General features: G+C 44.6%; 18 protein-coding genes. 15 read left to right on the top strand and 3 right to left on the bottom strand.

Features of this window, described 5'->3' with window-relative positions; translation table 11 throughout:
- Positions 1-5 precede the first annotated feature (5 nt).
- The gene (gene cueR / locus GT360_RS16790; RefSeq protein WP_164650114.1) at positions 6-407 is read right to left on the bottom strand and encodes a Cu(I)-responsive transcriptional regulator; all 402 of its coding nucleotides are present in this window, start codon (positions 405-407) and stop codon (positions 6-8) included.
- 320 nt (positions 408-727) lie between these two features.
- Between cueR and GT360_RS16795 the strand changes: the two genes are divergently transcribed.
- The 5 genes from GT360_RS16795 (at position 728) to GT360_RS16815 (ending at position 6,416) form a co-directional block, all read left to right on the top strand.
- Complete coding sequence (locus GT360_RS16795; RefSeq protein WP_164650115.1) at positions 728-1,921, top strand: acetate/propionate family kinase; 1,194 nt, start codon at positions 728-730, stop codon at positions 1,919-1,921.
- A 305-nt stretch (positions 1,922-2,226) separates the two neighbouring features.
- Positions 2,227-3,183: a M23 family metallopeptidase gene (locus tag GT360_RS16800; RefSeq protein ID WP_164650116.1), complete on the top strand. Its 957-nt coding sequence runs from the start codon at positions 2,227-2,229 to the stop codon at positions 3,181-3,183.
- A complete protein-coding gene (locus GT360_RS16805) occupies positions 3,087-3,521 on the top strand; it encodes a bactofilin family protein (RefSeq protein ID WP_164650117.1) in 435 nt (144 codons plus the stop codon). Before GT360_RS16800 ends, GT360_RS16805 begins: the two co-directional genes overlap by 97 nt.
- Before the next feature lie 223 nt (positions 3,522-3,744).
- A complete protein-coding gene (locus GT360_RS16810; protein ID WP_164650118.1) occupies positions 3,745-4,842 on the top strand; it encodes an alkene reductase in 1,098 nt (365 codons plus the stop codon).
- Positions 4,843-5,027: 185 nt separating this feature from the next.
- Positions 5,028-6,416 (top strand): SLC13 family permease, encoded by a 1,389-nt coding sequence (locus tag GT360_RS16815; RefSeq protein WP_164650119.1) that lies wholly within the window; start codon positions 5,028-5,030, stop codon positions 6,414-6,416.
- A 78-nt stretch (positions 6,417-6,494) separates the two neighbouring features.
- Here GT360_RS16815 and GT360_RS16820 read toward each other — a convergent pair whose 3' ends face one another.
- Together GT360_RS16820 and GT360_RS16825 are read right to left on the bottom strand one after the other, a co-directional pair.
- On the bottom strand, positions 6,495-7,667 hold the full coding sequence (locus GT360_RS16820) for a multidrug effflux MFS transporter (protein ID WP_164650120.1): 1,173 nt from the start codon (positions 7,665-7,667) through the stop codon (positions 6,495-6,497).
- A 159-nt stretch (positions 7,668-7,826) separates the two neighbouring features.
- Positions 7,827-9,206, bottom strand: coding sequence for an MATE family efflux transporter (locus tag GT360_RS16825; protein WP_164650121.1), 1,380 nt, complete (start codon positions 9,204-9,206; stop codon positions 7,827-7,829).
- A 62-nt stretch (positions 9,207-9,268) separates the two neighbouring features.
- On the opposite strand from GT360_RS16825, the gene GT360_RS16830 reads away from it, so the two are divergent.
- The 10 genes from GT360_RS16830 (at position 9,269) to GT360_RS16875 (ending at position 21,491) form a co-directional block, all read left to right on the top strand.
- Positions 9,269-10,153, top strand: coding sequence for an AraC family transcriptional regulator (locus tag GT360_RS16830; RefSeq protein ID WP_164650122.1), 885 nt, complete (start codon positions 9,269-9,271; stop codon positions 10,151-10,153).
- Between the two features lie 145 nt (positions 10,154-10,298).
- The gene (locus GT360_RS16835; RefSeq protein ID WP_164650123.1) at positions 10,299-11,846 is read left to right on the top strand and encodes an arylsulfatase; all 1,548 of its coding nucleotides are present in this window, start codon (positions 10,299-10,301) and stop codon (positions 11,844-11,846) included.
- A 174-nt stretch (positions 11,847-12,020) separates the two neighbouring features.
- Positions 12,021-12,638: a hypothetical protein gene (locus GT360_RS16840; RefSeq protein ID WP_164650124.1), complete on the top strand. Its 618-nt coding sequence runs from the start codon at positions 12,021-12,023 to the stop codon at positions 12,636-12,638.
- A gap of 151 nt (positions 12,639-12,789) precedes the next feature.
- Positions 12,790-15,054: a multiheme c-type cytochrome gene (locus GT360_RS16845; protein ID WP_239502699.1), complete on the top strand. Its 2,265-nt coding sequence runs from the start codon at positions 12,790-12,792 to the stop codon at positions 15,052-15,054.
- Between the two features lie 32 nt (positions 15,055-15,086).
- Positions 15,087-16,070: an AAA family ATPase gene (locus GT360_RS16850; protein WP_164650126.1), complete on the top strand. Its 984-nt coding sequence runs from the start codon at positions 15,087-15,089 to the stop codon at positions 16,068-16,070.
- Positions 16,071-16,079: 9 nt separating this feature from the next.
- Entirely contained in the window at positions 16,080-17,015 is a 936-nt protein-coding gene (locus tag GT360_RS16855; protein WP_164650127.1) for a DUF58 domain-containing protein, read from the top strand.
- Complete coding sequence (locus GT360_RS16860) at positions 17,016-17,525, top strand: DUF4381 domain-containing protein (protein WP_164650128.1); 510 nt, start codon at positions 17,016-17,018, stop codon at positions 17,523-17,525. It abuts the gene before it with no gap.
- Entirely contained in the window at positions 17,522-18,562 is a 1,041-nt protein-coding gene (locus GT360_RS16865) for a vWA domain-containing protein (RefSeq protein WP_164650129.1), read from the top strand. Before GT360_RS16860 ends, GT360_RS16865 begins: the two co-directional genes overlap by 4 nt.
- The gene (locus GT360_RS16870) at positions 18,559-20,220 is read left to right on the top strand and encodes a vWA domain-containing protein (RefSeq protein WP_164650130.1); all 1,662 of its coding nucleotides are present in this window, start codon (positions 18,559-18,561) and stop codon (positions 20,218-20,220) included. Before GT360_RS16865 ends, GT360_RS16870 begins: the two co-directional genes overlap by 4 nt.
- Positions 20,217-21,491 carry a BatD family protein gene (locus GT360_RS16875; RefSeq protein ID WP_164650131.1) on the top strand — a complete coding sequence of 425 codons (1,275 nt, stop codon included), beginning with the start codon at positions 20,217-20,219 and terminating at the stop codon, positions 21,489-21,491. The genes GT360_RS16870 and GT360_RS16875 overlap by 4 nt, the downstream gene beginning before the upstream one ends.
- Positions 21,492-21,522: the final 31 nt, after the last annotated feature.

The following is a 21,522-nucleotide window of genomic DNA, read 5'->3' on the forward strand; positions in this document are numbered from 1 at the left end:
AGCCTTCAGCCTCCAACAGTAGGGTGTGTCAGGTCATCAATAATCGGACACTCACTTCCTTCATCTCCTGGGCAACTCACCACCCAAGCTTTCAATTGGGCACGAATTTCTTCTAAATGACGAATTTTTTTCTCGACTTCCTCTAGTTTTTCCAGTGCATGCGCTTTAACTTGCTTACTCGTGCGATGCGGGTTTTCAGCAAGTTGGACAAACTCTTTACACTCGATGAGTGAAAAGCCTGCCGCTTTTGCGCGAGCCACCAAAGTGAGCTGTTGAATCTGTTTTTCGCCATAATCACGATAGCCACTCTCTGTGCGGGTCGGGGGCAGAATCAGGCCTTTTTCTTCATAGAGTCTAATTGATTTTGCAGTGAGGCCAGTCAGTTTGGCAACTTCTCCAATATTCATCGTAGTAATTATGCTCCTAAATGCTATGATAGAACCTGAGTGTCTCAATTGTCATACAACTCAAAATATTTTTAATTGTCATGCAATTGGATGTAGTAAGCTCAACATGTTGCACACTTCTCATTCTATAAGGCGCAAACGGTTGCGCTATGCTGATATAATTTGAGGTGTGAACAAATTCAGAACTTGATGTATATCAAAAAAAGGCTTTAACTTTTGTTGATATGGCTAAATAAAAGTTGAAACACTCAAAAATTATTGAATAATAGGCTCAACAAAACAGGGTGCTCCACACCTTTTTATATTACAGGATTATACTCATGTCGAAATCGTTTGTACTGGTTATCAACTCAGGTAGTTCATCTCTTAAGTTTGCTGTGATTGATGCAGCAACGGGTGATGATGTTCTTACTGGTTTAGGTGAATGTTTTGGTCTTCCAGAGTCTCGCATGAGTTGGAAATTCAATGGTGAGAAAACTGAAATCGCTATCGAAGGCGACGACAGCCACCATAAGATCGCTATCGGCAAGCTAGTAGGTCTAACTGAAGAACTTGGTTTCTCAAACGACATCGTTGCTATCGGTCACCGTATCGTACACGGTGGCGAGAAGTTCACTAAGACTGTACGTATCACCGAAGAAGTCACTGCAGAGATTGAAGCTCTTTCTGATCTTGCACCTCTACACAACCCTGCAGGCGCTATCGGTATTCGTGCAGCAATGGAAGCTTTCCCAGCGCTTCCACAGTTTGCTGTATTTGACACAGCGTTCCACCAAACAATGCCAGAAAAAGCATTTACCGGTGCTATCTCAAACGAGCTGTACACTAAGTACGGTATCCGTCGTTACGGTTTCCACGGTACTAGCCACTACTACGTATCTCGTGAAGCAGCTAAAATGCTGGACAAGAACATTGACGAAGCAAGCTTCATTTCTGTTCACCTAGGTAACGGCGCATCAGTTTGTGCGATTGAAAACGGTAAGTCAGTTGATACTTCAATGGGCTTCACACCGCTAGCTGGCCTTATGATGGGTACACGTTCTGGTGACCTTGACCCAGGCGTTATCGAATTCCTAATCAAGAAAGGTTGGACAACTGAACAAGTATTCGATGCACTAAACAAGAAATCTGGTTTCTTAGGTGTTTCAGGCCTGACTTCTGATGCTCGCGGTATCCTAGATGCGATGGAAGAAGGTCACGAAGGCGCTAAGCTTGCGTTTGAAGTCTTCACTTACCGTGTAGCTAAATACATTGGCTCTTACATGATTCCACTGTCTAACCTAGACGCAGTAATCTTTACTGGTGGTATCGGTGAGAACTCACTACCAATTCGCCGTGAAATCTTGAACAACCTAAAACTTCTAGGTTTTGTTGAAGATGAAAAAGGAAACGAGTCTGCTCGTTTCGGTGACTCAGGCATTATTGCAAAATCTGAGATGTTGGATGCCGTTGCAATGGTTATCCCAACAAACGAAGAGTTTGTAATTGCACAGCAGTCTGTAGAGCTTCTTTAATCTCTCACACTGCGCCAAACCTACTTAGGGAAGTCATGCTCCCTTAGGTTTTACCTCGATTTAGTATTGATAGTTTTATTTTTTATCCTTGCCCAAGCAGTTTTTGCTTGGGCTTTTTTTTTGTCTATTGAACCGCAGGTTAGAAATCCTAAACGACTGAAATCGAGCAAACTTAAACAATTGAAATGTTAAAATTAAAGTTTTGAAACTGACTCACAGAACCGTATCTAATCACTCATCTATAACGCCAGTCATCCTATAAACTACTGATTATAATTGAGTATTAATGTTAGTTTGTATTGGTAATGAAAGACCAAATAACCATATCGATATCGTCGGTATCAGGTTCACGCCATTGGCACATCGATAGAAAAAAGAAACAAAAAATCAAAGCGTTTGCATACACTGTCGCTTCTATTGTCGCGGTAATTTTGTGCGTTTCTACCTATTTATACGTCGCATTTGATAATGCTCACCTAAAAAATTCTTTGTTGATTAAGCAATCTAGTGATCTGAATGACGAGCTCGTCGCTTTGAATTCGATGAAACAAGAGCTGGAAGATGAACTTCTAGAAAGAGAGTCACAAGTTGCACTGGTTTCCGACCGACTTGCCGATATTGAGTTATTACTGTCGCCTGACATACAAAAAGATGACAGTCACTCTCTCGAGGAGCGCCTGAATGTCGCGGCCGTTGAGATGAGCACAAGAGTAATGATGCTAAGTAAAATCCCAAACGGCTCGCCCGTGGGTAAAGCGCGAATCTCCTCAGGTTTTGGGGCAAGGATACATCCCGTAACCCGTGAACGCAGAATGCACCGTGGGCTCGACTTTGCCGTCAACACCGGGACCAATATCTACGCACCAGCAGACGGGGTAGTTGAAGTCACACGACGGAGCAATGAAGGCTCCGGTAATTTTCTAAGAGTCCAACACGCTTACGGGTTTTCTAGCTCATATTCGCATTTACATGAGTTTAAGGTCCGCTCAGGGCAATTTGTTCGCAAAGGTGACCTTATTGCCGTTTCAGGAAACAGTGGGCTATCGAGTGGCCCACATTTACATTACGAAGTTCGCTTCGTCGGTCGAGCTTTAGATCCACTCAACTTTGTAGAGTGGGGGTTAGATGATTTTGAATCCATAATAAAAAAGGAGAAGTTAATACCATGGGACTCTTTAATAAACACAGTCGAACTGAGACTAGCCCAACTATTGCAACCCTCATCGCAAAAGGTTGCCACGCTAGCGGTCAAATCAAAGTAGAAGGCGATATTCAGATTGATGGGTTCATCGAGGGACGTATTGATGTCCAAGGCACATTGGTTGTGTCTGAGTCTGGACGTATCAAAGGTGAAGTTTTCAGTAACAAACTCGTGATCAACGGTATGGTTGAGGGTGAATGCACCGCATCAAACATTGAAGTCCTATCTAAAGGTCGATTGAACGGCAAAGTAGCCTGTCATGAGTTGTGTATTGAGCCTGGGGGTAAATTCATTGGTGAGAATTCTGAGATGGCCCCTAGTGAGGTGACAAGCATCAAGGAGAAAGTGACAGAGTCTAAAGAGAGCAAACTGACCAAGGCCGTTAAAAAGCAGGCATAACGACTAATCGTAAGTGGATATGAGCTTACCATTAGCATGAAGTAGTTAGGCAACAGTTATTGATAACGTTAAATTATCAACAAAATAATTATCAATAATTATATTATTGGGTTCTAAACGCGTATTGTGTCGCCATTAAAGAAGGGTATCGGACTTGCTTGTTATTTATGAATCCCAAGCAAAGATCTGTGCCCAACGTTGTTTCCAATTAAAGGTGATACGTATGTCTCAATCTCTGTTCCAAACTATTCAACTTGGTCAACTGACACTTAATAACCGTATAGTCATGCCTCCGATGACTCGCTCACGTGCTTCACAACAAGGTAATGTTGCAAATGATATGATGGCGACTTACTACGCTCAACGAGCAAGTGCAGGTCTAATTGTTGCCGAAGGTACACAAATTTCAGCAATGGGTCAGGGCTATGCGTGGACACCAGGCATCTACTCACAAGAGCAAATCGCTGGTTGGAAAAAAGTAACGGATGCGGTTCATGCTGAAAATGGCGTAATCTTCGCGCAGCTTTGGCACGTTGGTCGTGTTACACACCCAGATAACATTGGTGGCGCACAGCCGATCTCTTCTTCTGCACTAAAAGCGGAAGGGGTAAAAGTCTTTATCGATAATGGCAGCGATGAGCCAGGCTTTGTCGATGTTGTCGAACCTCGCGAGATGACGAAAGAGGATATTAAAGCGGTCATTCAGGAGTACCATCAAGCGGCGTTGAACGCGGTTGAAGCAGGCTTTGACGGTATCGAACTGCACGCAGCGAACGGTTACCTCATTAACCAGTTCATTGATTCAGAATCAAACAACCGTACTGATGAATACGGCGGCAGCTTAGAAAATCGTTTGCGCTTCTTGGATGAAGTTGTTGCAACTCTGGTTGATGCGATTGGTGCAGATAAAGTGGGTGTTCGCCTAGCGCCACTGACAACACTAAACGGCACTGTTGATGCGAACCCACTGGAAACCTATCCTGCAGCAGCGAAAGTGTTGAACAAGCACAACATTGCATACATGCACATTGCAGAGGTGGATTGGGACGACGCTCCGGAAACTCCTGTTGAGTTTAAACGTGATATGCGTGAATCATTTAGCAATGTACTTATCTGGGCAGGCAAATACGACGCTGAAAAGGCCGAGCAAGCCATTAATGATGGTTTGGCGGATATGATTGGCTTTGGACGACCATTTGTATCGAACCCAGACTTGCCTTCACGTATAGAAAACGGTCACCCACTTGCTCCACATGATCCAAACACCTTATTTGGTGGCGCTGAAAAGGGCCTGACAGATTATCCTGTTTACGCGAAATAGATTCCAAAGACGTTGAATAAACCGCTCTAATACAGAGCGGTTTTTTTGTATCATTTCACACCTTGTCGCGGATGATGGATGTCACAGATTGGTTAAATTTTAGTTAATATGCGACCAAGGTCTACTATTCCCCTGTGAAATGTATGGAATTATAAGGAGGTCAATTTAATAAGAAGGAAAGTCGCATGCATAGGAATGATCTCTTCCCGCTCCCCACCAACACCAAAGAGTGGTTCTTACATCGTAATAGCATGATTGTCTTGGCTGATATTGCTCTATTTCTTGCCCTCTATTTTACGTTACCTTTCGAACAAAACGTTGTACTCGGATTGAGTATTCTCGCCTTTATCGCCGTGCTGTGGCTCACAGAAGCACTTCACGTTACCGTTACCGCTATTCTCGTGCCCGTCTTAGCCGTTGTGATGGGGGTGTTTGACACGCAAACTGCACTTAATAACTTCTCTAATTCGATTATTTTCCTATTTCTAGGTGGTTTTGCGCTTGCTGCGGCTATGCATCGTCAAGGCCTTGATAAAGTCATTGCTGACAAAGTGTTAATCATGGCGAAAGGGAAGATGAGTGTCGCGGTCTTTATGTTATTTGGCGTGACTGCGGGCCTATCAATGTGGATCAGTAACACGGCAACTGCGGCGATGATGCTGCCACTTGTACTAGGTATTTTGAGTAAAGTAGACGCGGAAAGTGAAAGAAAAACCTATGTTTTTGTTCTTCTTGGCGTTGCTTACAGCGCAAGTATTGGCGGTATTGCGACACTTGTTGGTAGCCCTCCCAATGCCATCGCTGCCGCTGAGGTTGGATTAACCTTTAGTGATTGGCTCGCGTTTGGCCTACCAACATCACTGATTTTATTGCCGATTGCTCTACTAGTACTTTACTTCACCATGCGTCCTAAACTCCAAGGTAACTTTGAGCTAAATTATGAGCCTGTTGAGTGGGATAAGGGTAAGGTCGTTACCTTAGCGATTTTTGCCTTAACTGTCTTTTTCTGGATTTTTAGTAAACCAATCAATGCGATGCTAGGAGGTATTTCAAAGTTCGATACCATCGTTGCACTCGCAGCTATCATCGCAGTCAATTTTGCGCGAGTCGTACATTGGAAAGACATCGAGAAAACCGCTGATTGGGGCGTGCTCATCCTATTTGGTGGGGGTATCTGCCTTAGTAATGTTCTTAAAACGACAGGCACGAGTGTCTTTCTTGCCAATGAACTCAGTGAACTGATCGCTCATTTCGGTATTTTCTTTATTATTGCGGTAATTGCAGTGTTTGTTGTTTTCTTAACCGAATTTGCAAGTAACACGGCCAGTGCGGCGTTGCTCATTCCGGTATTTGCAACGGTGGCAGAAGCCTTTGGTATCTCGCCTGTGATTCTTTCCGTGTTGATCGCGGTAGCGGCTTCATGTGCATTTATGCTACCGGTGGCAACACCGCCAAACGCGATTGTATTTGGCTCTGGTCACATCAAGCAAAGCGATATGATGAGGGTGGGTATTATTCTTAACCTTATGTGTATCGCGGCGTTAACCGTGATCGTCATGATGTTCTGGTTATAACCTGCTAACTAAGAAAAATGCCGTTGCTGCTAGAAGTAGCAACGGCGTTTTTTTGTCGGCTTAATCTTTATAACCCAATCAGGGCTGAGAGTTAAAGCCTCTCGTAATATTGGTCAGTGTAATGGCAGCAAAAATCGCGATGACGATCGCTAGCTGCCAAGTAAACTGAAGACCAAGCTGTGTTAATACCATGCTCACCACTGCAGACATGACCATTTGTCCGCCGCCCGCCATCGCCGCTGCTGCGCCTGCCTGCTTCTTATAAGGCTGTAGGAGCATTGTTTGAGCACATGGTAAGGCGATACCATTACCTAAAATCATAAATAGCTGACCAACCATCACATACAAAGGCTCTAGAGGGCAGAAGAGTAGCCATAGTGCTGCGCACACATGAAGCACCGGTGACCAATACAACATTTTCTGCGTGCCAATTTGTGGCCGAATACGATTACACAAGCTCGTGCCTAAAAGCATACCAATAGCCGGAATCAGTGCCCATAAAGCATATTCATCCGAATCCATACCGATTTGATTTTGCATGATGAATGGCATGACCGAGATAGTCGTAATCATCAAGCTAAAGTTAAGCCAGGTGATCATGGCAAAACTCACAAAGTACTTTGAACTGAGCAACGTCTTATATTGATTGAACATCTCTTTAAGCGAGGGCACCTTAGCTCGTTGAGTTCGAGTCTCATCAAAAAAGCCCAACAGTAACAGCCAAGCAATTAATACATAACCAAACAACGAGATAAAAACCATCATCCAACCAAAGTGATGGTTGATAAAGCCGCCAATAACGGGGGCAAACAGCGGGGTAATAGAAGCGGCCATCGCAATATAGGCCAGTGCTTTTGCCAACTGGTCACCACTGTGACTGTCACGAATGGTTGCACGTGCTAACACGGCGCAACAGCCTGTACCAACGCCTTGCAATAGGCGCCCTAAAACAAGGGCCTCAAACGAATCGTGAAAAAAGATGATACTCATCAACCCTGCCAGGGCGACAGCCAAACCAAATAGGAGTACTTTCTTGCGGCCTAGCGCGTCAGAGATTGGGCCGTAAATAAACTGCGATGGACCAAAACCAAGCAGATAGATACTAACGAGCAACTGAGCTTGATCTAGGGTGACTGAAAAATCTTTGGCGATCCAAGGTAGAGAAGGGAACACTAATCCCATTGAGAGTTGACCAATGCTGATGATCAACACACACAGTGCGAGGACACGATAATGGAGCTTGGAAGACATGATACTAATGAGCTAATGACGAATTGTCTTAGAATACCACTATTAACGCCAAGGATGTATCTCAGTTCTTTCAATTGAATTATCAAGATACAAAATAGCTCTCTTAACAATTATCCGCCGTGGTAGACAAGTACACGACATATTAAGAGAGCTTGTGTTTTACGCTTTGACGGTATCAGAGCCTAAGGTTAGATCTTTAACCCAAATAAATTGGCGGTATCGATAGTAGCAAAGAGATAACTTAACTATCTCCTCACACAACATCGCGACGTATACCAAATGGAATGGCAAACCTAATATAAAGGCGGCGATGGCAGTGAAGGGCAAACCCACCACCCACATGGCAATAAAATCCATACGCAAGCAAAAGGCGTTTTCGCCACCCGCTCTTAAAATACCATTGATGATCATTAAGTTACTCATACGAAGCCATAAACCCCAGCAAACAACAACAATTGCAGGCGCTGAAAGCGGCAAATATTGATCTGTGTCTAGGCTTAACCAACTTAAGACCTCGCCTCTAAAAACAAACATCAAAGTACTCATTGCGAAGCCAACAGCGATGTTGCATTTTAGAAATGTCTTCGCGGTCTCTTTTGCTTCTTCGAAATCACGCTGCCCCAATGACTGACCAATAATGACAGAACAGGCGACCGATAAACCAAAAAACACCGAATAACAGAGTGACTCAAAAGGGCCAAACATGCTAAACACAGCAAGCTCCGTGGTGCCCATGTGACCAAATATAATTTGGTATACCAGTGTTCCTGCGCCCCAAAGTACGGCATTACTTACGCCAGGTATCGCGAGTTTGATAAACGAACGCTCGACTGCCGTATCACGCTGTTCAAATTTCAGCTTCTTGAGCCAATGATTACGCTTATTAAGATAAATGACGAATACGAGTACCTGAAAAACTCTAGCAATGGTCGTTGCCAATGCTGCCCCGGCAACCCCCATCGCTGGAAAGCCAAAATTGCCTTGTATCAAGCAGTAGTTCAGGAAGATGTTTACCCCAATCGTCACCGCTGCAATATTCAGTGGCGTAACCGCATTGCCCGTTGAGCGCATGCTTGATTCAAACATGATGATGATATGCGTTAGCAACAATACAGGCGCAGCATAAAGTAAATAATCTTTACCCAACGCGATGACATTCATATCAGGCGTTTGAAGTTGCATAATCGACTCAGCGAACACCACGATGGCAATTGAGATAGGCACCAACAACACCAGTCCAGCCGTAATAGCGAAACGTGTGATTTTCCGGCATCGGCTGATATCACCTTTGCCCCAATATTGAGCGATGAGTATACCGTTTGCCATGCCTAAACCTGCCATCACCATAATCGCGACAAAGTGCCACTTCGATGCAATACCCACAGATGCTGTTGCTGCTTCACCAAAACTACTGACCATCAGTACGTCCGCCAAAGCCAGTATTGAAACCAAAGCACTTTGAACTGCCACAGGGATACCCAGCTTAAGTGTGCGACTGATTAAAGAACGTGACTTTGACGTTAGGGAAAGACTTTTCATAGTGGTACTTCTCCTGTCTAATGGAATGGTCGCTACTTTAAAGCCATCAGCTGGAAGTTAACATGTTCAAACAAGAGATAAACCTGTGCGAATCCGTCATCGACAAAAGCAACATCAACAGAGATTGGCAAGATGGTGTCTTTCTGAGCCCAGCTTGTTATGAACGATTCCTAGTAGACAGCGATATTCCCGAAATGAAGGAGTTTGGTATCCACATGGCTGGGATGGCAGAGCTCAAAGAAGAGTATTGGGTAGAACGCACTCAGCCTGAGATACACACCATTTTGATAACGATTGAAGGGGAAGGGCAGTTGATTACCGATAGCGGATCAGAGCGAATCCTGCCAAACACCATAACCGTACTTCCGGCGAAATCTCCGTTTCGCTTTGAGCTTGCGCCTTTGGTGTCGTCTTGGAAAATGATCTGGATTCTGTTTAAAGATACCGACTCTTGGAGTAGTTGGTACGATGGTGTGAAACGGGTAACAAATTTTGACGATGCAGAACGAACCTGGTCGACGGTGCAATTACTGCATTCTGAGATAGGCGGCCGAAGAACCTTCAGGCGCATATTGCTTTCAGAGCTAATTAGAGGTTTAACGCGGGTTGATACCAGTAACTACGACACACCAACGAGAGTAATGGCTGTCTATAATTTGGTAGAATCACAATTGCACCTTGACTGGCGCGTCTCTGAAGTCGCGAAGCGTAGTTTCTTAAGTGAAGAACAATTAAATCGGGTGACACTGTCACTTTATGGAGTAAACCCGCGCTCATACTTGGTAAAGCTGAGAATGACCCGTGCTGCAGCGTTGCTATTGAACACTGACTGGTCGATAAAAATGATCAGCTCACGTCTTGGTTATCAAGACCCCAATAATTTTTCTCACCGTTTTAGAAAATACCACGGAATATCACCCAAGCGCTTCAGAAGCTCGAAAGCCTAAAAGATCACTGTACATTTTCAAACTATGAAATGAGTTTAGGTTTCTGAAAAAGAAACTAAAACTACTGGTTAGAATTCGCACTATTAGCCGCCCTGTCCTATATCTGTAAAGGCATAATGCTCTAACAAAGGATATAGAGGTGCGTATGATAACGAAATATGGCGTTAAACGTCGCTTGGCTATTCTCACCGCTGCCATGATAGGCGCATCGTCAGCAGTATACGCTGCTGACAAACCGAACATTCTCGTGATTTGGGGGGATGATATAGGGCAATCCAATCTCAGTGCCTACACATTTGGCTTGATGGGTTATCAAACTCCAAATATCGACAGTATCGCAAAAGAAGGCATGATGTTTACCGACTATTACGGCGAACAGTCTTGTACAGCTGGCCGCTCAACCTTCATTACTGGTCAGAGTGTTCTTCGAACGGGTTTGAGTAAAGTTGGCTTACCGGGTGCTGAGCTAGGTTTACAAGTTGAAGATGCCACCATTGCAAGCCTACTTAAACCCATGGGTTATATGACAGGGCAGTTCGGCAAAAACCACCTGGGCGATAAAGATGAACATCTTCCTACCAATCACGGTTTTGATGAGTTTTTTGGCAACCTTTATCACTTGAATGCGGAAGAAGAGCCGGAAAACGTAGACTATCCAAAAGATCCAAAGTTCCGCAAGAAGTTCGGTCCACGCGGCGTTATTCGGTCATATGCTGATGGCAAGATTGAAGATACCGGCCCGTTAACTCGTAAACGAATGGAAACGGTGGATGAAGAGACGCTTGATGCTGCGATTGACTTTATGGATCGCGCAGTCAAAGCGGATAAGCCGTTCTTTGTTTGGTGGAATGCCACCCGCATGCACTTCCGTACCCATGTGAAAGACGAGAACCTTGGAAAAACAGGCATCAGTTTTTATGCCGATGCGATGGTTGAACACGACAGTCATGTTGGGGCACTTCTTGAAAAAGTCGATGATTTAGGCGTGAAAGACAACACGATCGTCTTCTATTCAACGGACAATGGCCCGCACATGAATACATGGCCTGATGCAGGTCTGACTCCTTTCCGTGGTGAGAAAAACACCAACTGGGAAGGCGCTTATCGTGTTCCAGCCATGGTTCGCTGGCCTGGCAAAATCGAGGCGGGTTCAGTCTCCAATGAGATCATGCACCACATGGATTGGTTGCCAACCTTTGTTGCTGCAGCAGGTGACACTGATATCAAGCAGAAGCTGCTAGACGGATATACTGCGGGTGATCGCTCCTACAAAAACCATTTAGATGGCTATAACTTCTTGCCTTATTTGACTGGCGAAACGGAGGAAGCGCCGCGAGAGGAGATCTTCTACTTCTCTGATGATGGTGATTTGACCGCGCTGCGATACAACAAGTGGAAAATCGTGTTTATGGAACAACGAGCTGAAGGTACTCTTCGTATATGGGCAGAACCTTTCACACCGCTGCGCGTTCCGAAGATCTTCAATCTACGCATGGACCCTTACGAAATCGCAGATGTCACATCGAATACTTATTATGACTGGATGCTTGATAGGGCATATATGCTTGTCCCAGCGCAGGCCTATGTGGGTCAGTTCTTGGAGACATTTAAAGAGTATCCACCTCGTCAAAAAGCAGCAAGTTTCAGTTTGGATGATGTGATGATCAAGCTGCAAGAGCCGCAGAATAAGTAGTAGGCTGTCGCACTCACAAAAAAAGGGACTTTCGAGTCCCTTTTTTAATCATCCGTTAGGAATAGTTATTATTCCAAAATTACAGAGTATTGCGCGTATCCTGCTTACCTCAAATAACAAGGTAAAGGTCCTATGCGTTGCTCAACTCTCATTTTCTCCTCACTTGGACTATTGATGTCCAGCACACACGCTTTTGCTTCACCAGGTCAAAGTAATATCTATCTCAACACGGTGCAAAACCGAGTTAGTCATGACGGATTTCAAGATTACTTTGGCCCAATCTATAACAATCAAGGCAGCAAGAAGCTCTATGGTTTAAATATTGGGGGAACCTATGTAAGCCAGTCTAATGTTTATCTGAATCTCGACTACGAATGGACAACAAGAGGCTCAACTACTCAAGAGCTATTCCAATGGACGGCGGGGATCATTTACAGCCTGAACGATGAGACATCACTGTCGATGGGGGCTGGGCTTAGACGTAGTGAAAATAAAAGACGCTCTTCTTGCCGAAAGGATAAACCCATAGAGCAGTGTCAGTATGAATATCAAACAACCAAAGGCACTGGCCCGGTAATAGAGACAGGCGTGATTTGGTCTGTAGCAAACAATCTGTCATTCAAACCTAATTATGCTTATAGCCGTTTATTCGATAAGCGCTTTCATACGTTCGGTATTAGTGGTGAATACCAACTGTTTTCAAAGCTTGCTGTGACCATCGATTACGACCATACAGCGAGTTCAAACCTAAGCCAGAACATCATTAATTGGGGCTTTACGTACTATCTGTAACTTTTGAACAGCGATAAACACCTTCCACTGTGACGCAAAACCGCTTTTGTTGGTTTGAACTGGTTAAAGAAACTACTTGTACTACAGTTAGTTATAATCATAACTGTGCAGCATTCATACAAGGAATAGTATGAAAGTAGTGTTCAAGCTCATGGGATTGACCACTTTACTAAGTAATGTGCTAGTCTCATTTTCCTTATTAGCTTCAAACGCGACCTTTATTGGCTCTGAGTCATGTATTGACTGTCACTCCGAACAAGTTAGCGCCTGGCAAGGTTCTCATCACGACATGGCAATGCGGCATGCCACATCAGATGCTGTTTTAGGCGATTTTAATGACGCAGTGTTCTCTCATAACGGTGAAGACAACCGATTTTATCGCAAAGATAACGAGTACTGGGTAAATATACAGGAGCCTAATGATGGGTATTCCGATTATAAAATCAGCTACACCTTTGGCTTTGAACCGCTTCAACAGTATATGGTCGAGTTTCCAGATGGACGTATACAGCTAATTCCGTTTGCATGGGATAGTCGCGATAAAAAAGAGGGAGGTCAACGTTGGTTCCACCTATATCCTGATCAAACAATTCACGATGAGTTCTATTGGACTAATACGGGTCAAAACTGGAATTTCATGTGTGCTGACTGTCATTCAACAAACTTACAAAAGAATTACGATATTGAATCTGACACTTATCAAACTAGTTGGAGCGAAATCAATGTGTCATGCGAGGCTTGTCATGGCCCCGCAGAGCATCACGTAAAGTGGGCGAACAACGACCAAAACCAGCGGATTAATCATTTCGGTTTTGACCGAGACTTATCACAAGCGGTGGAAGAGTGGGTAATTAAGGAAGGGCACAGCACCCTGCAACCGAAAAATATCCGACAAACTCATCAAGTACAAACGTGCGCTCAATGCCACAGCCGCAGAACACAGCTTACCGATTCACGTGACTATGATCATGTCCAAGGGAGTTTTTTCGATCGTTATCGTTTGAATTTAGTATCGAGCGAGCTCTACTACCATGACGGACAGATCTACGATGAGAACTACGTCTATGGCTCTTTTCTACAGTCGCAAATGGCAGAAAAAGGGGTGACTTGCACCAACTGCCACGACCCACACACCGCAAAACTCAAAATTCCCCAAGAAGCGGTTTGCTTGCAGTGTCACGTCGCGAGCGAGTACCACTCTCCAAAACATACGATGCATAAAATGGGTACTGAAGCTGCGCAGTGCACGACTTGTCACATGCCCGAAACGACCTATATGCAGGTTGACCCACGACGAGATCATAGTTGGCACGTGCCACGACCAGACTTGAGCCAGCACATCAACACACCTAACGTTTGCTTAGACTGCCATCAAAGTGAGGGCAAGGACAACCAATGGGCAACTAAAAAACTAATCGAGCATTTCCCAAATTCTAAATACCTCAACCAACAACACTTTGCCGTCGCATTTTATGCCGATGCCATTGGGCATAGAGGCGCTGAAGGTGCTTTATCAATGATTGCCCAAGACCACTCTCAAGCACCGATCATTCGAGCATCAGCTCTTGAGCGAATGGCAGGCAATGCTGGCAATAATACAACCGTTGCGTTAGCGCGTGCGGTAAAAAACGACGACGAGATGTTAAGAGTTGCAAGTATAGCGGGGAGCGCGGGATACGATTGGCAAGATCGCTGGAAAATGCTTTCACCTTTGCTCGATGATCCAGTGCTTGCTGTTCGCTCCGATGCCGCTGGCGCTTTGGTCTTCTATTGGTCACAGTTAAGTTCTGAGCAGAAAGCACAGCTTACCCCCGCACTCAATGATTACATCATGATTCAAGAGTTCAATGCAGACCGAGGGTTTGGTCGCACCAATCTTGGTAATGTGTACGCCTCTCAAGGCGATTACCAGACAGCGATCAATTGGTACAAAGGTTCAATCATAATCGAACCGTATTTTGAGAACGCTTACGTCAATTTAGCCGATGTATATCGACGCTTATCTGATGAAGATATGGTGATATCTACGCTTCAACAGGGCGTTACAAATCAACCTAACTCTCATGCTATTCGTTACAGTCTTGGTCTAAGCTATATGAGACAGGATGATTATAAGAACGCGGCCGAACAAATTGGCCAAGCCGCTGAAATGGCTCAGCATAATCCTCAATATTGGTATCTATATGGACTCTTGTTAGAGCAAACTAATGTAAAACAAGCTGATGATGCCTTAAGCAAGAGTTATGCATTAAGCAATAATCCGGAAATGCTCTACGCCCGCTGTGAAGTGCTCGCAAGAAACTATTCGCAAGCCGGCATAAGCACACGCTATCAAACATGTTTAAGTGAGTTATCGAAAATAGCGCCGAAAAATGTCATTGACCAACTTGAGTCGACCAGAGCGACGAGTCAGTAACCCATTGGAATTGAGTTCGAAAGGATAGCGAAATGAACCCGTGTCAAATAGCCATCAACCAACTGATTGACCAAACACAGCAAACTGTGATCGGTCAGCGTCATGTGATTAAAGCCCTTGCGATAGCACTGCTAACCAACAGCCATGTTCTGTTAGAAGGGCTACCTGGTACCGCTAAAACTCGTTCGGTTAAATCACTCGCAATGCTGCTAAATGCGCCTTTCGGACGAATTCAATTTACGCCCGACCTTCTTCCTTCAGATGTTACTGGTACTGATGTCTACCAAGAGGTCGACGGAAAGCCTCAGTTGAATTTTCAACCTGGCCCTATTTTTAACAGTATTGTACTTGCAGATGAAGTAAACCGCGCGCCGGCTAAAGTTCAAGCTGCTCTATTGGAAGCGATGGCGGAAGGAACCATCACGGTTGGCAAGCAGACTCACGTTTTACCCGATGTTTTCATGGTGTTAGCGACCCAAAACCCAATAGAACAGGAGGGGACGTATCCACTACCAGAAGCGCAAATGGATAGATTCATCATGAAGGTCACAGTTGACTATCCAGATGAAGAAGCTGAAAAAGAGATTGTGAGATTAGTTAGGATGGAAGAGATTGGCGCGAGTATCGACCAATCCCAGCCTGCGTTAGAAAATATTGCTACAGAAATGATACTAGAAGCAAGAAGAGAGTTACCTCTCGTGGAAGTTTCCGACATGGTTGAGTCGTATATCGTCGCGCTCGTTATGGCAACAAGAAACCCCCAACGCTACAGTGATGTCAATCTCGCACAATGGATTCAAATCGGATCGAGCCCTAGGGCATCAATTTCATTGGATAAATGTGCACGTGCCAATGCTTGGTTAAATGGACGAAACTATGTAGAAATTGATGATGTCAGAGAAGTCGTGCCCTATGTTTTGGGTCATCGATTTACCTTGAGTTATGATGCGCTTGCAGACGGCGTGACCCATGAAAAAGTCATCGAAACACTTTTGAACGTTGTTGAGATAGGCTAAGGCAAGCTTATGCAAAGCCATGATGCAAGAATCCATACCTCTTATGCAGATTTAGTGAGACTGCAAAACCACGCTTTGTCATTTACTTTATTACCGCACCTGCATGCTTCGAACTCGATGTCCGGCAGGCACCTGTCACTCTTTCGTGGCCGAGGGCTCAATTTTGAAGAATTACGCCACTATCAGCTAGGCGATGACATTCGTAGCCTAGATTGGAAAGTCACCATGCGCACGGGTAAACCTCATGTAAGAGTTTACAGTGAAGAGAAAGATCGACACTGCCTGATCCTAGTGGACCAACGAAGCAGTATGTTCTTTTCATCACAGCATTGCATGAAATCTGTTGTTGCAGCTGAAGTCGCCGCTTTGAGTGCTTGGCGTGTTCTGCGTGATGGAGATAGAGTCGGTGTTTGCATTGCTGATACAGACAAAACCCAATGGCAGGTTGCTTCGCGCGCTCAACCTAAATTACTAGAGCAACTGAAACAGGTTGCTAAAGCGAATCAACAGCTCTCGGCCTTAAGCGCGGATGATGAAAAGCTCACCTTTTCAAGGTGGATAAATGAGTTGTCCCGACGGGCGTTAAAGCAATCAACCATCATTATCGTTTCTGACTGGAGTGGCTGTAGCGCAGATGATATTAACCGTCTAAAGCAGCTTCAACGACAGAACGACGTGCTTGCTATTATGGTTGTCGATCCTTTTGAAACTGAACTGCCAGAAAAGATAGCCAAACAGGGCTGGGTTGTTGGAGACGGAACCCACCAGATCATGTTGGATAGCCAACATAAAGTCGCGAAAGCTAGCCAGTTTTTGTTAACAGAGAAACAACAACAAATTGTCCAGCTACAGCGCCTAATGGCGGCTAAACGCCTACCTTGTATCCTTCTTTCAACGACAGGGGATCACATCTCACAATACAAACAGGCTGTTGGAGGTGGATAAATGGGATTTGCGAATGCACAACATGAGGTACCTACCTCTTATATTTTGCGAGAACTGCAGGACATCGTCCCTGCAGAAAGTGTGAGTTGGTTTCCCCAAACGATAGGATGGAAGGTTGTTGCCATTATCATCATTACTTGGCTTCTCTACCTTCTATTCAGAAGGTTAACTACTTGGTGGCATAACCGCTATCGAACCGAGGCGCTCGGTTATCTCCGATCAATAAGTATTGAATTGGAGCAGTTTGAATACGAGACATTTAGACTGATAAAAATTGTCCTTAATCGCTGCTCTAACCGATACAGAGTGATTCATGGCCTTGACTTCATAACAACACTCGATGAAACAGGGCAACATCTCACACTCGACCGAAGTGTCAGTATTCAGTGGGTGAATTGCCTCAATAGAAGCGATCTAAGACTCAGTTTAGAACAACGAAAGGAATTAAAAGCCTATCTAGAGCAGTGGTTACTGCAGCACGTCGTCCCCAAAGAGGGAGAGGTGAAATGATCAATCAATGGCTAAGTGGTTTAGAAATTACGTACCCTTATTGGCTACTGATATTGCCAATACCTCTATTACTCGTATTCGTTCCCGCCTATAAAACCAAACAACTAGCGATTAAAGTGCCTTTTTTCCAACAGCTCGTCACCGCTACGGGCAATAAGCCATCAGAGGGCGTAGTTGAACTTAAACCACAATGGTGGCAACGTATAATCTTAGTCGTTTCGTGGATGCTGGTTGTGTTTGCACTCACAAAGCCCGTTGTGCTGGACGTCCCACAAATCAAAGAGAGTATCGGACGAGACCTAATGGTCGCAGTGGATTTATCAGGCTCAATGCAAGAAACCGACTTTACCAGTGAACAAGGGGAACGAATAAGCCGACTTGATGCCACCAAGTCGGTATTAGAGTCCTTCATTTCTCAGCGAGAAGGGGATCGCGTTGGGTTAATCCTATTTGGTGATGCCGCCTTTGTTCAAGCCCCTTTTACCGCTGATAAAGAGGCTTGGTTAGCGCTGCTCAATGAAACACAAGTAGGAATGGCGGGCCAAAGTACCCATCTAGGCGATGCGATTGGATTAGCGATCAAGTCATTCAACGACCAGCTCAGCTTGGACAATGGCTTACAAGATAAAGAAAGAGTGGTGATTGTACTAACCGATGGCAACGATACGGGTAGCTTTGTCGATCCAATTGAAGCGGCAAAAGTCGCTAAAGCGAAACAAGTGCGGATACATGTCATTGCGATAGGCGATCCAACGACAGTGGGTGAGACCGCTATTGATCTACAAGTTATAGACCGCATCGCACAAGCATCTGGAGGACAATCGTTCCAGGCCCTTGATCGCGACCAGCTTGCTCAAGTTTATCGTACGATTGACGAACTTGAGCCTCAGCTTTATGAAAGCACTACCTACTATCCGAAAAAATCATTTCATCACTACTTCATTTATACCGTACTTGTTCTCTATATTTTGGCCTTCTCAATAGCAACCTTTAAACGCATTCTTCAACACAATCTCTTTGTCAAAGGAGAGACATGATGAATGATGCTTTACTGACTCAATTTCATTTTCTACGCCCTGAATGGCTTTGGGCGCTATTGCCTATTTCTTTGTTAGTTGCTTATCGATTCCGAATGTCTACTCAACCCAAATGGATCGACATTTTACCGACGCATCTTAGAAAGGCGTTAACCATAGGGGAGCAGGGCTGGAAACGTCAACTTCCTCTGAAACTTCTCGCACTACTGATGAGTTTAGCCACAATAATTGCTGCAGGGCCAACGTGGCAAAGAGAGCCATCGCCCTTCGGCGAAGATAAAGCGGCATTGGTTATCGTTTTAGATGTCAGTGAGTCAATGTTAGAGACTGATGTTGCGCCTAGTAGACTGACGAGAGCCAAGCAAAAGATTCGTGATCTACTCGCGATTAGAGGTGGTGGGAGAAATGCCCTTGTGGTTTATGCTGGTTCAGCCCATTTGACCATGCCACTGACTCAAGATATCGCAGTGTTCACGCCTTTTCTCGATGCAATAGAACCTAGTATCATGCCCGTTGCCGGAAAGAATCTGATAGCAACTTTGCCCATCGTCCAAGAGATAATTCAACGAGAATCAGGTGGTAGCGTGCTAGTCGTTACCGATCAAGTGTCCGAATCGACTATCCGTAGCCTAGAAGCGAGCGGACTTTCGGCAAATAATCAAGTTATCGCTCTTGGTATCGGGAACCCCAATTCAGTCTCCCAAAACCCTGCAAATTTGGACTCGTTAAAGCAACTATCATCTGCTCTTGGAGGCCACTACCTTGAAGTCTCTATCGATGATTCAGACATCAGGCAGTTCAATCGCTACATCGAACGTAATATGGCCCTAAATGGTGATTCTGCGATGCCTTGGAAAGATATGGGTTACTACCTCGTTTATCCATTAGCTTTGCTCATGCTGCTTTGGTTTCGCAAAGGTTGGTTGGTTCAATGGAGCTGGGCACTCGTTCTGTTACCTACAATACTCATCACACAGCAAGTTAAGGCTGAATCAGTGAGTTTGAAGGCACAAAATACAGAAATCATAAAAGAAAGAGCGTTGTTAGAACAGGCACAGCAGTGGTGGATCTCTTTGTGGTTAACACCAGACCAACAAGCTCAATGGTTATTTAAAGACAAACAATACCTAGCGGCAGCAGCACGATTTGAAGAGCCTTTACGTAAAGGTATCGCATTCTATTATGGCAATGACTATCAACGGGCATATAACGAGTTTGTTCAACTAGAGACGCCACGCGCGCGCATCTATGCGGCTAATGCACTGGCAAGGCAGCGAGAGTACGATAAAGCACGGGATAGCTTGAAGGCACTTTTGGAACAAACAGACTTATCTAATGAATTAAGACAGCAAGCAGAAGTCAACTATCAGGTTATTAGCAGCATTGTCGATGAGGTGAATCGGATGAGTGAGAGCCAGATAGGTACGCCAGACGGGCCTGAGCAATCAACAGAGCTGGCTGATGATGAGCCTCAAACTGGCGATGGCGTAGACGAGGAGACCACGAGTGATTTCATAGACCAGCAAACATTAAGCGCGGAACAAATCCTTAGTGATGGTGAAATTGCTGACAAATGGCTAAAAGGTGTAGAGGCGGACCCTAAACGATTCTTACGTGCTAAGTTCCAGATTCAACATCTTCAGCGGGAGGAGTTATGACGATGATAAGTCGTTGGTGGCGAATGGTTCTCTTCTTGCTAGCAGTTAGCAACATTAGCTATTCATTGGCCAGTGAAATGACTGTACAGGAACTTGTGCGCGATAAGCAACTTCGCGTGAAAGCATGGGTGGGGGCATCAGCAAATAACCCCAGTGAAAACTTTATCGTTAATCAGCAAGTCACGCTCTTTATTGAGATAGGCACATCAACGTGGTTTTCAGCGGGAACACGTTTGGCTTACCTCGACTTGGCCAACGCCATCGTCAAGCAGCGCTCATCGACAGCGACAAATTATTCTGAACAGGTATCGGGTGAAACTTGGTCTATGCAACTATGGGAGATTCAGATCTACCCACAGCAAGAGGGCAAATATACGATACCCACATTGGACATTTATGTTTCCATTGCTCAGTCATCACGCCACTCTGTTACTGGTGAAATATCAATACAACCATTACATTTCAATGCATCCTTACCATCACCCAAACCCCAATATGCCTGGTTTGCTGGCAAGAATTTAGTGGTAGAACAAGAGTGGCAGCTCAGTTCAGAGTCACCTAAAGTAGGTGACAGCGTCAACAGAAGCATTTCAATCAGCGCTAACGATACGCTGTCTATATTGATGCCCAAGTTTGAACAAACATCAGAGAAAGCAGGATACGTAAGCTACCTCAACCCAGCTAAAAGGTCGGACAAATATGATCGAGGAGATTTCACCTCAAATCTAACCCAAAGCCAATCTAATATCCTTCAAGTGGGTGGAGAGGTGACATTTCCTGAGTTCAGCTTCCAGTTTTGGGACACTGAGCGTCAAGAGTTACGCACGGTGCTCATTGAAGGTCAACAATATAACGTGACTCACACATTTAAATCTTTTGTTCATCTACATCAGACTCCATTGCTGTTGTTCGCGTTGTTCATCACATCATTGTGTCTAATAATTTACTTAGCCCGAAGGTATAAACTCGATTTAGCAACACCTAACCGTTGGTTATTTGAAAAGAGCCTGTTTGGAAAAGACTTTAAAAAGGCTAGGCTACTTATTTATCAAAGAAACAAGCAATCGATGAAACATGAGACTTTAACAAGTTCAAAGACTGTTTTATCACCAGAAGAGCGTAAAGAGTTTCAAACAAAAGATACGAGCAGCCAAGTATATCGAAAGCTGTGGCGCTCTTTAGCTAGGCCTCTTTTGCCTAAACTACGTTTACCGAAAGCACTTCCTCAGCTCGAACAGAGAACAAAGGGCAGAGTAGTACAGCAAAAATAAAAAAGGGCCACGAATGTGACCCTTAGGATAA

The sequence above is a fragment of the Vibrio astriarenae genome (assembly GCF_010587385.1).
Classification (GTDB): Bacteria; Pseudomonadota; Gammaproteobacteria; order Enterobacterales; family Vibrionaceae; genus Vibrio; species Vibrio astriarenae.

Excerpts from the sequence above, each read along its gene's own strand:
- cueR (WP_164650114.1), bottom strand. The coding sequence starts at position 407 with ATGAATATTGGAGAAGTTGCCAAACTGACTGGCCTCACTGCAAAATCA.
- GT360_RS16795 (WP_164650115.1), top strand. The coding sequence starts at position 728 with ATGTCGAAATCGTTTGTACTGGTTATCAACTCAGGTAGTTCATCTCTT.
- GT360_RS16800 (WP_164650116.1), top strand. The coding sequence starts at position 2,227 with ATGAAAGACCAAATAACCATATCGATATCGTCGGTATCAGGTTCACGC.
- GT360_RS16805 (WP_164650117.1), top strand. The coding sequence starts at position 3,087 with ATGGGACTCTTTAATAAACACAGTCGAACTGAGACTAGCCCAACTATT.
- GT360_RS16810 (WP_164650118.1), top strand. The coding sequence starts at position 3,745 with ATGTCTCAATCTCTGTTCCAAACTATTCAACTTGGTCAACTGACACTT.
- GT360_RS16815 (WP_164650119.1), top strand. The coding sequence starts at position 5,028 with ATGCATAGGAATGATCTCTTCCCGCTCCCCACCAACACCAAAGAGTGG.
- GT360_RS16820 (WP_164650120.1), bottom strand. The coding sequence starts at position 7,667 with ATGTCTTCCAAGCTCCATTATCGTGTCCTCGCACTGTGTGTGTTGATC.
- GT360_RS16825 (WP_164650121.1), bottom strand. The coding sequence starts at position 9,206 with ATGAAAAGTCTTTCCCTAACGTCAAAGTCACGTTCTTTAATCAGTCGC.
- GT360_RS16830 (WP_164650122.1), top strand. The coding sequence starts at position 9,269 with ATGTTCAAACAAGAGATAAACCTGTGCGAATCCGTCATCGACAAAAGC.
- GT360_RS16835 (WP_164650123.1), top strand. The coding sequence starts at position 10,299 with ATGATAACGAAATATGGCGTTAAACGTCGCTTGGCTATTCTCACCGCT.
- GT360_RS16840 (WP_164650124.1), top strand. The coding sequence starts at position 12,021 with ATGTCCAGCACACACGCTTTTGCTTCACCAGGTCAAAGTAATATCTAT.
- GT360_RS16845 (WP_239502699.1), top strand. The coding sequence starts at position 12,790 with ATGGGATTGACCACTTTACTAAGTAATGTGCTAGTCTCATTTTCCTTA.
- GT360_RS16850 (WP_164650126.1), top strand. The coding sequence starts at position 15,087 with ATGAACCCGTGTCAAATAGCCATCAACCAACTGATTGACCAAACACAG.
- GT360_RS16855 (WP_164650127.1), top strand. The coding sequence starts at position 16,080 with ATGCAAAGCCATGATGCAAGAATCCATACCTCTTATGCAGATTTAGTG.
- GT360_RS16860 (WP_164650128.1), top strand. The coding sequence starts at position 17,016 with ATGGGATTTGCGAATGCACAACATGAGGTACCTACCTCTTATATTTTG.
- GT360_RS16865 (WP_164650129.1), top strand. The coding sequence starts at position 17,522 with ATGATCAATCAATGGCTAAGTGGTTTAGAAATTACGTACCCTTATTGG.
- GT360_RS16870 (WP_164650130.1), top strand. The coding sequence starts at position 18,559 with ATGATGAATGATGCTTTACTGACTCAATTTCATTTTCTACGCCCTGAA.
- GT360_RS16875 (WP_164650131.1), top strand. The coding sequence starts at position 20,217 with ATGACGATGATAAGTCGTTGGTGGCGAATGGTTCTCTTCTTGCTAGCA.